Source organism: Romboutsia ilealis, assembly GCF_900015215.1.
Lineage (GTDB): Bacteria > Bacillota > Clostridia > Peptostreptococcales > Peptostreptococcaceae > Romboutsia > Romboutsia ilealis.
This window is the reverse complement of record NZ_LN555523.1, coordinates 1,721,507-1,734,237: the sequence shown is the minus strand read 5'-3', so window position 1 is coordinate 1,734,237 and position 12,731 is coordinate 1,721,507. Positions and strand designations below refer to the sequence as shown.

At 27.0% G+C, this 12,731-nt stretch carries 11 protein-coding genes and 1 other annotated feature; of the genes, 7 read left to right on the top strand and 4 right to left on the bottom strand.

What is annotated here, in order from left to right; genetic code table 11:
• Positions 1–18: 18 nt before the first annotated feature.
• Positions 19–235: a binding site (T-box leader), on the bottom strand.
• A gap of 189 nt (positions 236–424) precedes the next feature.
• Positions 425–1,240, top strand: coding sequence for a tetratricopeptide repeat protein (locus CRIB_RS08140; RefSeq protein WP_180701892.1), 816 nt, complete (start codon positions 425–427; stop codon positions 1,238–1,240).
• 36 nt (positions 1,241–1,276) lie between these two features.
• Here CRIB_RS08140 and CRIB_RS08135 read toward each other — a convergent pair whose 3' ends face one another.
• A complete protein-coding gene (locus CRIB_RS08135; RefSeq protein ID WP_180701891.1) occupies positions 1,277–3,190 on the bottom strand; it encodes an ABC-F family ATP-binding cassette domain-containing protein in 1,914 nt (637 codons plus the stop codon).
• Positions 3,191–3,213: 23 nt separating this feature from the next.
• Positions 3,214–3,735 (bottom strand): M15 family metallopeptidase, encoded by a 522-nt coding sequence (locus CRIB_RS08130; RefSeq protein WP_180701890.1) that lies wholly within the window; start codon positions 3,733–3,735, stop codon positions 3,214–3,216.
• Between the two features lie 435 nt (positions 3,736–4,170).
• Between CRIB_RS08130 and CRIB_RS08125 the strand changes: the two genes are divergently transcribed.
• Positions 4,171–5,406 (top strand): competence/damage-inducible protein A, encoded by a 1,236-nt coding sequence (locus CRIB_RS08125; protein WP_180701889.1) that lies wholly within the window; start codon positions 4,171–4,173, stop codon positions 5,404–5,406.
• 136 nt (positions 5,407–5,542) lie between these two features.
• On the opposite strand, the gene CRIB_RS08120 is transcribed toward CRIB_RS08125, so the two are convergent.
• Positions 5,543–6,130, bottom strand: coding sequence for a zinc dependent phospholipase C family protein (locus CRIB_RS08120; protein WP_180701888.1), 588 nt, complete (start codon positions 6,128–6,130; stop codon positions 5,543–5,545).
• A gap of 271 nt (positions 6,131–6,401) precedes the next feature.
• On the opposite strand from CRIB_RS08120, the gene CRIB_RS08115 reads away from it, so the two are divergent.
• The 4 genes from CRIB_RS08115 (at position 6,402) to CRIB_RS08100 (ending at position 9,795) form a co-directional block, all read left to right on the top strand.
• The gene (locus CRIB_RS08115) at positions 6,402–7,367 is read left to right on the top strand and encodes a metal ABC transporter substrate-binding protein (RefSeq protein WP_180701887.1); all 966 of its coding nucleotides are present in this window, start codon (positions 6,402–6,404) and stop codon (positions 7,365–7,367) included.
• Positions 7,367–8,167 carry a metal ABC transporter ATP-binding protein gene (locus CRIB_RS08110; protein ID WP_180701886.1) on the top strand — a complete coding sequence of 267 codons (801 nt, stop codon included), beginning with the start codon at positions 7,367–7,369 and terminating at the stop codon, positions 8,165–8,167. Before CRIB_RS08115 ends, CRIB_RS08110 begins: the two co-directional genes overlap by 1 nt.
• Positions 8,167–9,012, top strand: a complete 846-nt coding sequence (locus CRIB_RS08105; RefSeq protein ID WP_180701885.1) for a metal ABC transporter permease — start codon at positions 8,167–8,169, stop codon at positions 9,010–9,012. The genes CRIB_RS08110 and CRIB_RS08105 overlap by 1 nt, the downstream gene beginning before the upstream one ends.
• Positions 9,013–9,243: 231 nt before the next feature.
• Complete coding sequence (locus CRIB_RS08100) at positions 9,244–9,795, top strand: NADH peroxidase (protein ID WP_180701884.1); 552 nt, start codon at positions 9,244–9,246, stop codon at positions 9,793–9,795.
• Between the two features lie 144 nt (positions 9,796–9,939).
• On the opposite strand, the gene CRIB_RS08095 is transcribed toward CRIB_RS08100, so the two are convergent.
• Positions 9,940–10,878 carry a TIGR01212 family radical SAM protein gene (locus CRIB_RS08095; protein ID WP_180701883.1) on the bottom strand — a complete coding sequence of 313 codons (939 nt, stop codon included), beginning with the start codon at positions 10,876–10,878 and terminating at the stop codon, positions 9,940–9,942.
• 188 nt (positions 10,879–11,066) lie between these two features.
• Between CRIB_RS08095 and CRIB_RS08090 the strand changes: the two genes are divergently transcribed.
• Positions 11,067–12,602 (top strand): VanW family protein, encoded by a 1,536-nt coding sequence (locus tag CRIB_RS08090; RefSeq protein ID WP_180701882.1) that lies wholly within the window; start codon positions 11,067–11,069, stop codon positions 12,600–12,602.
• The last annotated feature ends 129 nt before the right edge of the window (positions 12,603–12,731 follow it).

The window sequence follows — 12,731 nt, the reverse complement described above, 5'->3', positions numbered from 1 at the left end:
AAGTCTCTTGGTTAAAAACCAAGAGACGAAATATCCGCGTTACCACTCTAATTAATAAAACATATAAATATGATTTATTCACTCAAATCTGTTAAGGCTAGATAGCCTGTTACCATACTTAGTTTCAGGTAACATTCTCAAAAGCTCTCTTCGATTAAATTTCATTACCAAGCTTCCACCATCCTTGGCTCTCTATAAAATCCACTTAATTTACTCTCTTTATCACTGAATTTAATATATTAACTTTTCTAATATATTAAATTAACTTTAGATAAAAGTCAACTATATATTTAAATTATTTGAAAGTTTAGATTAAAGTAAGTAATTAAAATATTAAGGGGAATTTAATAGAAAGTATTTCGTAACATAAATTAAATTTAAAAATAAAATAATAGTGTAAAGTAAACATTTATGGGGTGAGTATATGGCTATAAATGAGATATTTAGAGAAATGTTTAATGAACAGAAAAGAGCAAAAGAACTTAAGTTTCAACAAGAAATAATTAGAAAAACATTAAAAAATCAAGGGCATAGTACTAACGATTTTGATAGAGGATTAGAGCTTTTAGAGGATGAAGATTATGAAAATGCAATTATATATTTAACAAGATGTGCCAATAATGACAACTCTCAAGCTCAATATGAATTAGGAAGGTTGTTTAAAGAAGGATTAGGAATAGACAAAGATATAGCTAAAGCTAAAGAGTATCTTATGAAAGCGTATAAAAATGGATTTAAGAGAGCAGGACTTCCATTAAGAGAACTTAGATATAAAGAAAATAAGAATTTAAATAAAGAGATTAATATGGAGTTTGAAAATAAAATAAGTGACTTAGGATTTACGATAGATATCCCAAAAGATTGGATTAAATTAGACCCTAAAAATAAAAATTGTTTTGATGCAGTAGCTATAGATAGTTTTGATGGAGATGTTATATTTAATATAAAGATGCAGGTTTTTTTAATTGAAATACCAGAAAATATGTCTTATTGTGTAGATTTAGAAAGAGTAGCAAATAATATGGGATGTATAGAGTCTGTGAATTTTAATAATGGAAATTGTGAAGGAAAGCTTATATGTGGGGAAGGCATAGATGGAACTTGCGATTATATATTTGTATCTAAAGGAAAAAGAGGAGTCTATGACTTGAGAGTAATGGTAGATAAGTATTTAGAACCTATCTATGAAGATGTAATTGATCATATTATATATAGTTTTGATATAATCGATAAGATATAAATTTATATTAAAGAAGAGTTATCCAATGGATAACTCTTAATTCTTAGAATTTTCAATTTCCTCAGCTAAGTTGTTTAAATATTCCCATCTTTCGTACTTGTGTTCAAGTTCAGCCTCGGAATTAGTTTTTTCATTAAGTATTTCTTGAAGTTTGACAAAATCAGTTGCGAATTTAATAGAATCATTTTCAAGTTTTTCTATTTTTTGTTCAAGTTTTTCTATATCGCTATCAATAGTTTCAAATTCGCGTTGCTCATTATAAGTAAATTTAAGCTTTTTACTTGGTTTAGGTTTTTCTTTTTTTAAAGGTGTTTTCTCAGGAGATTCTTTAACCTCTTCTTTAAATTCAATACCCTGGATTTCTCTATATATACTGTAATCACTATAATTTCCAGTAAATATATGGATTTTACCAATTCCTTCATATGCAAATATTTTGTTGCATATTCTATCTAAGAAATATCTATCATGAGATACTGTTATTACTATTCCATTAAACTCATCTAGATAATCTTCTAGTATGTTAAGTGTAGCTATATCTAAATCATTTGTAGGCTCATCAAGTAAAAGTACATTAGGAGCAAGCATTAAAGTCCTAAGTAGGTGAAGTCTACGTCTTTCACCACCTGATAAATTACCTATAAAGCTATATTGCATAGTAGAATTAAATAAGAATTTTTCACACATTTGAGAAGCTGATATTTTAGCTCCATCAGCTGTTTCTATATAATCACTAGCTTCTTTTACATAGTCTATAGCTCTCATATCAGGATGCATATGTGAATCATCTTGGCTAAAACAACTTATTTTGACTGTTTCGCCGATTTCTATATTACCACTATCTGGTAAAATTTCTCCGTTTAATATTTTAATAAGAGTAGATTTACCCATACCATTTTTACCTATAATACCAATTCTATCAGTACGAGCTATAGTATAATCTAAATCATCAATAAGAACTTTATCATCAAATTTTTTAGATATATGATGCATTTCAATTATTTTTTTACCAAGTCTTGTAGATCCAACAGATATATCCATCTTTTCATCTGGAGTATAAGTATCTTTATTTAGTAATTCATCAAATCTTTGAAGTCTAGCTTTTTGTTTTGTAGTACGGGCTTTAGCGCCACGTTTTACCCAAGCTAGTTCTTTTCTTATTAAATTTTGTCTCTTTTCCTCCATACTAGATTCAAGGGCTAATCGCTCCATTTTCTTTTCTAAGAATGTAGAGTAGTTACCATCATAGCTAAATAATCTACCCTTATCAAGTTCTATGATTCTATTAGAAACTCTATCTAAGAAGTATCTATCATGAGTTATCATAATTAGAGAGCCACGTCTTGAATTTAGATATTCCTCTAAATAATCAATGGTATCATTATCTAAATGGTTTGTCGGTTCATCTAATATTAGTAATTCACATGGAGTAATAAGTGCAGATGCTAAAGAAACTCTTTTTCTTTGACCACCTGACAATTCCTTTACTTTTTGACTAAAGTTAGTTATACCAAGTTTAGTTAAGACAGTCTTAGCCTCACTTTCTAAATCCCAAAGGTTAAGAGCATCTATTTTTTCTTGTAATGATATAAGCTTACTGTTTAAATTATCGTTATAATCTTTAGATAAGGTATCTAGTGTTTCTTGGTATTCAAGTAGAAGTTTCATTTCACTAGAAGTACCTTTAAATACTTGTTGTAAAACTGTAAAATCTTCGTTATAGTCTGGATTTTGAGGTAGATACTCAACTTTGACCCTATTAGCTTTTATGATAGTACCATTATCAGGAACTTCAGCTCCAGCTATAATTTTTAAAAGAGTAGATTTACCTGTGCCATTAACTCCTATAATACCTATTTTCTCACCTTCATTAATACCAAATGAGATATCTTTAAGTAAGATTTTTTCTGAATAGCTCTTACTTATATTTTCTAATGTCATTAAATTCATAATATCACCTATATTTTAAATTTTTAGTTTAGTTTCTTTTCAAAATGTTGATAGTCTGGATTTTTCCAGTGGCCTCCCCAAGTCCAGCCTTTTTTTATAAATGCATTGTATAAATCGTCACCTTCTATTATCATACCCTGCTTAATATTAGTTCTATCTTTAAAGTTATAACCATTCTTAGGACTAATATCATCTCCAACAACATGAGGATTTTGAATAGGATTTATATCAATGGCAAGACCTTTTCCGTGATTAGATACAATATTTGTGTTTTTTATAGTTCTATAACAAAAAGAAGAGCTATTATTATCACTCATGGAAAGCTCATCAACTGCATTGTATTCATCTATTAATTTTATTTTATCAATAGGATACTTTTTTTCATAGATTTCTTTAAATATATCAACAACTTCGGATGCAACTTCTTTATTGATAATCATTTCACCAACATGAGTATTTCCATCAAAGCCATAATAACTTAAAGTTAAATAACTAAGCTCATCAAAATCTATAGGTACATCCTCAGGCATAGAAAGTCCTAGCATTTTTTCTTTTACATCTTCTGGAATAGTAGAATAAGAAAATGTAGGAGTTGAATCAACTTTCGTATATTCATCACTATAATTTGAATTTTGAATACACTCATTAAGTTTATATTTACCTATAAAAAAAATTCCGATTGGTACTAAAATTAAACATATATAAGCAAACTTTTTGATAATAAACCCCCTCCTATAAATTATAAACTATAATATAAATATTGAAATATGTATTATCTAGTATTAGAATTTAAACTATTATAGTTCATGTATAAAACTATATATATTATAACTCATAAAAATAAACTAGACTAATAATATTTATAAATATTTAAAGAGAGATGATTTATAATTAAGACATCTATATACAAATAAAAAATATGATTTTATTACATTAAATTTATAAAAAAAGTTTAAAATTATAACTATGAGGTGATAAGTATGAACGCTGAAATAATTTCGGTAGGAACTGAAATAATTTTAGGGGATATTGTAAATACAAATGCTACATATTTGGCTAAAGAGTTGGCATTACTCGGAATAGATGTATATTATCAAAGTAGTGTAGGGGATAATGAAGATAGGCTTATAAATGCATTTGAAGAAGGATTAAAAAGAAGTGATATAATAATAACAACAGGTGGACTAGGGCCTACTAATGATGACATAACTAAAGAAGTTGCATGTAAGGTTTTTAATCAAAAGATGGAAATAGATAAAAATTCATTAGAAAAAATAGAGGAATTTTTTTATAAATTAGGAATAGAAATGACTGAAAATAATAAAAAACAAGCATACTTTCCGAAAGGTGCAATAATACTAAAAAATAAAAATGGAACGGCTCCAGGTGCGATATTAAAAAAAGATAATAAGTATATAATAATACTTCCAGGACCCCCTAAGGAAATGAAGCTTATGTTTGAAGATGAAGTTAAGCCATATTTAAAAGATATGAGTAATGAAATATTAGTATCAAGAACATTAAAGTTATTTGGTATAGGAGAAGCTGTGCTAGAATCTAAAATAATAGATATAATAAATGAACAAAATAATCCTACAATAGCTCCATACATATCAAATATGGAATTAAGATTGCGAATAACTGCTAAATCCGATAATGAAGAAAATGCAAATAATATGATTGAGCCGATAATTGAAAAAATAAAAGATAGAGTTGGAAAGTTTATTTATGCACAAGATAATATATCAATGGAAACAGTTGTTTCAAAAATGCTAATAGAAAAGAAGCTAACAATATCTACAGCTGAGTCTTGTACAGGAGGACTTGTTAGTGCGACACTTATAAATTATCCGGGTATATCTTCTGTATTTATGGAAGGATGTGTTACATATTCTAATGAATCAAAAATAAATAGATTGGGAGTAAATCCTAATACATTAGAAGAATACGGAGCTGTTAGTGAAGAAACTGCTAGAGAGATGGCAAAAGGGATTGCGAAAAATTTTAATACTAATGTAGCAATATCAACCACTGGAATAGCTGGCCCAGAAGGAGGAACGAGTGATAAACCTGTAGGACTTGTTTATATAGGAATTTATATAAATGGAAAAACTACAGTAAATAAATATATACTACATGGAAACAGAGAAGAGATTAGGCTTAGGGCTACTAAAAATGCACTTAATGATTTAAGGCTAAGATTATTAGAGTTATAGAGAGGAAATAAATATAGTTTTGCAATGGATAATTCAAGAGATACAGTAAAAGAACTTGCAAATTATAAGGTTAAGAGTGTTGGCAGATATTATAATTATAATTGAAAAAATAAAAGGTGTTGAATAAATTCAACACCTAAAAAAGTTTTGCTACACTATAAGATTGAACTGTATTTTTTAATATAGAGTCTAGTATATAATTTATAACACTGTTGCAGGCATATACAGAAAATAATAAATCATTTCTATGATCTAAAATTTGTTGATATTCGATATATAAAGAATTGAAAAACTCTCTAAATGAATCATATTTTATATCGTCGCCTCTAAATTTATTTAAATTAGTTTCCTTAGCTATAGTATTTAATTCAGTTTCATAAGAGATATGTTTTTTCATACTATGTTTGAATTCCCATCTATAGCTATGTGGTACACAGAAAAAATCACATAAAAAGTGACAGATAACTCCTAGTTCTTGGCTTAATACACCAACTGAAAAATATTTAGATAAGCAATTTAAGCTAAGGTTACATAAATAGTTTACTTTAGATTCAATCATGTCGTAAGATTCTTTTAAATAATGTTTCTTAAAAAAATATTTAGAAGATAAATCTGGTTTTATATTTCCGTAAATGAAATGTTTTTCGTTAACAAAAAAATGTTTATTTTCATTTATGTTATTGATTATTGATTTTGCTATTAAAGTATGGGTATTTACAAACATTTTTACACCTCTATTTAAGTTATAATTATAATTAATTTAATGTTATCAATAATCTTATATATTTACAATATGTAAATTTTAAATTAACTATCAATATATTGACAAAAATAGAATTAGATGATATTTTTTATATGAAAATCATTATCAATAGTTTTAAAATATAATAAATTAATTATAATAACTATGTATATTATAAAATAAATAGTAAGGGTATCCAGATAAAATAAGAGTAATATAATTTATAATAGATACCGATTAAGGAGGATTATGTATGAAAAGTAAATTAAAAAAAATATTAACTATTTTAATTTTAGTAATTTTATCTGTAACAGGATGTAGTTCAAATACTAATGATAAATCAGGAAGTAGTGAAGATAAAAAAGAAGATAGCATAAAAGTAGTTACATCATTTTATCCTATGTATTTATTAGCTTCAAATGTTGTTAAAGATATAGATAATGTGGAATTGATAAACATGACTGACTCAGCTACAGGATGTTTACATGATTATTCATTAACTACAGATAATATAAAGTTACTAGAAGATTGTGATATATTTATAATAAATGGTGCTGGTATGGAATCATTTTTAGATAAGGCATTAGAGCAAAAACCAGATTTAAAGATAATTGATGCAAGTGAAGGGATAGAGTTAATCAAATCAGATTATATGAATGAATCAGATAGCCATGACCACGAGCATGATAATGATCACGACCATAATGAAGAGTATAATCCTCATGTTTGGTTAAGTGTAGAAAATGCTATAAAGCAAGTAGAGAATATAGAAAATAAGCTTATAGAGTATAACTCTATAAATAAAGAAAAATACAGTCAAAATGCTCAAGAATATATAGAGCAGTTAACAAATCTAGATAATAAAATACATAGTGAATTAGACAATCTAGAAAATAAAAATATAGTTACATTCCATGAGGCTTTTCCTTATTTTGCTAAAGAATATGGGCTTAATATAGTTGGAGTGGTACAAAGAGAGGCAGGGTCAGAGCCTAGCGCAAAAGAGTTACAAAAAATTATAGAAAAAATAAAAAAACTAGATGTTAAAGCTATATGTGTAGAGCCACAGTACTCAACAAAAGCAGCAGAAACTATATCAAAAGAAACTAATGTTAAAGTATATACATTAGATCCTATAGTTACTGAAGAGTCGAAAAATTCTTCATATATAGATATCATGAACAAAAATTTAGAAACTTTAAAAGAGGCGTTTAAATAATGGAATTTAAAAATAATAAATCAGATTTTAATAAATGTAGTAGTGGGTTTTGTTGCACTAAAATAGAAAACTTATGTGTTACTAAGGGAAATCAAGAAATCTTAAAAGATGTAAATCTTCATGTACACTGTGGTGAATTAACGGCATTAATAGGAGCCAATGGAGCAGGAAAAAGTACATTGCTAAAGGCAATACTTGGAGAAAATGAGTACTCTGGAAGTTTAACATTTGTAGATGGAAATAAAAAGATGTCAAGAAGACCGATTATAGGATATGTACCTCAAAAACTTGACTTTGATTATAGTTCTCCAGTAAGCGTGCTTGATGTATTTGCATGTACACAAAGCAATAGACCAGTTTATTTTTCTCCTGACAAAAAAGTAAAAGATGTTGCATTAAGAAGTTTAAGAAAAGTTCAGGGAGAAAATCTTATAAATAAAAGGTTAGGGGTATTATCAGGAGGAGAATTACAAAGAGTTCTTTTATCTCTTGCACTTGAACCTATACCAGATATATTATTGCTAGATGAACCTGTATCAGGTATAGATCAAAATGGACTTAAATTATTCTATAGTATAGTATCTAATCTAAGAGAAAATTATGATTTATCTATAATATTGGTTTCTCATGATTTAAATGTAGTATATGACTATGCAGATAGGGTTGCATTTTTAAATAATAAAACTATTGAATGTGTAGGTAAGCCAGAAGAAGTATTTTCAAATAAAAGTGTTATAGATACTTTTGGATTAGAGTTGAATAAGAAGATAGATAAAATAGGAAGAGGGGGAATGAGATAATGTCACTTTGGTATAGTATCATTGATTTCTTATTTCCCTTTGAATGGGCACAGTATGACTTTATGAAGAATGCATTATTAGGGGTTTTACTTGTAACTCCTATGTTTGGAATTCTTGGGACTATGGTAGTTAATAATAAAATGTCATTTTTCTCAGATGCATTAGGTCATTCTGCTTTAACAGGAATAGCAGTTGGAGTAATGCTTGGAGTTGATAATACACTAGTATCAATGTTAGCATTTTCAATATTGCTAACCATAGCGATTATAAATGTAAAAAATGCTAAAACTGCATCAGTAGATACAATAATAGGTGTATTTTCATCTTCGGCGGTGGCACTTGGTATAGTTATATTATCCTATAATGGTGGATTTAATAAATATTCAGCATATTTAATAGGTGACTTATTAAGTATAAGTAATAATGATATTTTTATGCTTATAATATCATTTATAGCCGTATTATTAATTTGGTTTACTTGTTTTAACAAATTTTTATTAGTTAGTATAAATCATACATTTGCAAGAAGTAGAGGTATAAATATTAAATTTTATGAATATGTATTTACTATATTAGTAGCGATTATAGTAACTATTTCAATTCAATGGGTTGGGATATTAGTTATAAGTTCTATGATGATTTTACCAGCTGCATCAGCAAGGAATATATCAAATAATATAAGACAATACCATATTTATTCTATATCAATAGCAGTTATATCAGGGATTTTAGGATTATTTTTATCATATCATTTCGGATGTGCAACAGGGGCTACTATTGTTCTTATATCATCTGTATTCTTTGCTTTAACTTATTTTATAAGCTTAAGAAAAGTGATAGCATAGAAATATTTTGAGCAACTGATGTATATATATCGTGAGAAAGAATACATCGTTGACGAAATGCTAGCTCAAGCAAAGTGAAATTTTTATTATTAACTTCCTAAATTATAATATTTATAAAAAATTTAAAATTATTGTTTAAGATAATATCTAGCGGGTATATATATATTATCTTAAAGTTGATAAATATATTTTGAATATAAATTATAGATATAATATAGGAGGAGTAATAATATGAAAAAATTTGTTTGTACTGTATGTGGATATATACATGAGGGGGAAACTGCACCAGAGGTATGCCCAGTATGTAAAGTTGGAGCTGATAAATTTGAAGAAATGAAAGGCGAAATGGTATGGGCAGATGAGCACAGAATAGGTGCAGCTCAAGGTGTAGATGAAGAAGTGTTAGAGGGATTAAGAGCTAACTTTGTTGGTGAATGTACAGAAGTAGGAATGTACTTAGCTATGAGTCGTCAAGCTGATAGAGAAGGATACCCAGAAGTTGCAGAAGCTTACAAAAGAATAGCATTTGAAGAAGCAGAACATGCTGCTAAATTTGCTGAATTATTAGGTGAAGTTGTAGTTGCCGATACTAAAGCTAACTTAAAAGCTAGAGTTGAAGCTGAATACGGAGCAACTGAAGGAAAATTAAAAATAGCTAAGAAAGCTAAAGAGTTAGGATTAGATGCTATACATGATACAGTTCATGAAATGTGTAAAGATGAAGCTAGACATGGTAAAGCATTCTTAGGATTATTAGAAAGACACTTTGGAAAGCAAGCTTAATTTTAAATTAAGTATATATTTTTAATTAATATAAAAGCTGAACTCAAATAAATAATGTTTGAGTTCAGCTTTATTTATATATAAAATACAATAATAAAAGAGTACTTATTAATTAAAGTATATAAGTACTCCTTTATAAAAATATTACTTATTATATTTTATACCTTGATAAGAATTACGTTTTTTTAATTCATCATCAATTGCATTTAAAACTTCCCATTTTTTTAAACTCCATAAAGGACCGACAAGTTCATCTCTTTTACCATCTCCAGTAAGTCTATGAACAATCATAGTTTCAGGTAGAATTTCAAGTTGATCACAAACTAAATTTATATACTCTTCTTGATTCATTAAGGTTAGCATACCATTTTGAAGCATTTTTTCCATAGGAGTATCTTTTATAACATGAAGCAGATGTATTTTTATACCATCAACTCCCATATTAGCAACTGCTTTAGCTGTTTCCATCATCATATTATAGTCTTCTCCTGGAAGTCCATTGATTATATGAACTATAACTTTTATATTTTTAGCCTTTAGTTTTTCTAGCCCTTTTAAAAATTCATTATAATCATGACCTCTATTTATTAATTTAGATGTAGAGTCATGTATAGTCTGAAGTCCTAGTTCAACCCATAAATTTGTTCTTTCGTTAAGTTCACTTAAATACTCGACTACATCATCTTCTAAACAATCAGGTCTTGTAGATATAGAAAGTCCTATAACATTATCTAGAGAAAGTATAGTTTCATATTTTTCCTTTAAAATGTCAACAGGAGCATAAGTATTTGTGAAAGCTTGGAAATATCCTATATATTTGGCATTAGGCCATTTTTTATGCATCATTTGTGTTATATCATCAAATTGTTTTATAAGATTATCTTTAGGGTTTCCAGCAAAATCACCAGAACCTTCTTTACTACAATAAGTACATCCGCCAAAGGATACTTTTCCATCTATATTAGGGCAAGTAAAACCTGCATTTATAGATACTTTAAATACTTTTTCACCGAATGTATTTCTAAGATAATAATTCCATGTATGATATCTTTTATTGTCAAAAGCATATTTAAATTTAGTCAAATTCATCACCTTTTTCTAATGTATTTTACGATTAATTATATTAAATTATATTACCATAATTAAAATATATATACAAACTATATATACCCACAAATAAGGTTTCAACACTGTAACCTTATTTATGAATATAGGATATATTTCTCTAATAATCTTTATAAGTATAGATTATTAAATGGGGGAGGATATATATGGATAAAGATATTAAAAGCCATAAAGATGAATCTAATGAAGAAAAAAATACTGAGACTAATGAAAAAAATAATTTAATAGATAAAGATATAGAAAAAGGAAGTGAAATATCAAATGAAGACAAAGACAATAAAATAGATAAAGAAAATCAGACCTTAGATATAAGTATTGATAAAGATAAAGAATGCAATGAATCAAAAAAAGAAAATATAGAATATGAATTTGAAAATAATGAAGATTTAGCAGACAAAGAAGGGATTGATATCAATGAAGATACAATCGATAAACATCAAATAGAAAGCAAGTTTAAATTAACAAAGAAAACAAGAAATCTTATATTAGTTGGATGTACAATAATATTATTATCATCTATATATGTTGGGAAAACTGTATCTAAATATGAAAATAAAATTTTTCCAGGTACATTAGTTTATGAACAGGATATATCTAATCTAGAAAAAGAAGAAGTTTTAAGTAAACTTAATAAAATTGAAAAAAATATAGAAGATAAGAAAGTTCAAATAAATATAAATAATAAAATATATGATATACAAATTAAAAATTTAGTATCAAAATATAATAATGATAAATTATATGAAGATATAATAAAAAATCAGAGTGAAAAAAATATATTTTCAAAATTTATATCTATAGCAAGTAAAAAAAATACAAATTATAATTTATATATAGAAATAGATGAAAAAAAATTTAATGATCTTAAAGATGAAATAGCACAAGATGTTAATATAGAATGTATTGAACCTAAAGTAATAATAAATGATGAGAAAATATCTTATAAAAAGGGAGAAGATGGGTCTAAACTTGATGAAGAAGCTTTATATAATGATATAAAAGAAGGAATAAACTCAAGAAATTTACTTAAAGAGAATATAATAATAAATGCAAAACTTATAAAAGATAGTCCAAAAATATCAATAGATGATTTAAAATTAATAAATCATAAAGTATCTACATATACAACTACATATGGAAGTGGTAATTCTAGAGGAAGTAATGTAGAGAATGCAGCTAATAAAATAGATGATTTACTTTTAATGCCAGGAGAAGAATTTTCTTATGAGAATGCTATTGGGCCTGTAATTGCATCTAATGGATATAAATATGCACCAGTTATAAGTAATGGCAAGCTTGTAGATGGTATAGGTGGTGGGGTTTGTCAAGTCTCATCGACGCTTTATAATACTCAACTTAATGCAGGTATAATACCTACAGAAAGAAGAAATCACTCAAAGGCTGTAAACTATGTTCCAAGAGGGTTAGATGCAACATTAGCTAGCGGAATTATAGATTATAAATTTAAAAATACATATGAATATCCACTTGTAATAAATACGAAAGCTATAAATGGAAAACTAACTATAGAAATTTGGTCAAATGAAGATGCTTTAAAAGGGATAGAGTATAAACCGGTGAGTTATGTTAGTGGAAATGTTGCCAATACTTATCTTTATGGATATGATAAAGATGGAAATAAGGTTTATGAAAAGCATATAGATACAAGTGTATATAAATAAAACCATTAAACAGAATAAGATACGATGATAATTTTATATTAATAGAAAATATAATTATATTTTTATAGACTTCAAATTTAGGCATTAATAAATAGCTTGTATCATAAAATTTATTAATTCGTAAGTTTG

Bases quoted from the DNA above. Each gene is read 5' to 3' on its own strand.
- CRIB_RS08115 (WP_180701887.1), top strand. From the start codon at position 6,402: ATGAAAAGTAAATTAAAAAAAATATTAACTATTTTAATTTTAGTAATT.
- CRIB_RS08125 (WP_180701889.1), top strand. From the start codon at position 4,171: ATGAACGCTGAAATAATTTCGGTAGGAACTGAAATAATTTTAGGGGAT.
- CRIB_RS08090 (WP_180701882.1), top strand. From the start codon at position 11,067: ATGGATAAAGATATTAAAAGCCATAAAGATGAATCTAATGAAGAAAAA.
- CRIB_RS08110 (WP_180701886.1), top strand. From the start codon at position 7,367: ATGGAATTTAAAAATAATAAATCAGATTTTAATAAATGTAGTAGTGGG.
- CRIB_RS08105 (WP_180701885.1), top strand. From the start codon at position 8,167: ATGTCACTTTGGTATAGTATCATTGATTTCTTATTTCCCTTTGAATGG.
- CRIB_RS08120 (WP_180701888.1), bottom strand. From the start codon at position 6,130: ATGTTTGTAAATACCCATACTTTAATAGCAAAATCAATAATCAATAAC.
- CRIB_RS08135 (WP_180701891.1), bottom strand. From the start codon at position 3,190: ATGAATTTAATGACATTAGAAAATATAAGTAAGAGCTATTCAGAAAAA.
- CRIB_RS08140 (WP_180701892.1), top strand. From the start codon at position 425: ATGGCTATAAATGAGATATTTAGAGAAATGTTTAATGAACAGAAAAGA.
- CRIB_RS08100 (WP_180701884.1), top strand. From the start codon at position 9,244: ATGAAAAAATTTGTTTGTACTGTATGTGGATATATACATGAGGGGGAA.
- CRIB_RS08130 (WP_180701890.1), bottom strand. From the start codon at position 3,735: ATGCTAGGACTTTCTATGCCTGAGGATGTACCTATAGATTTTGATGAG.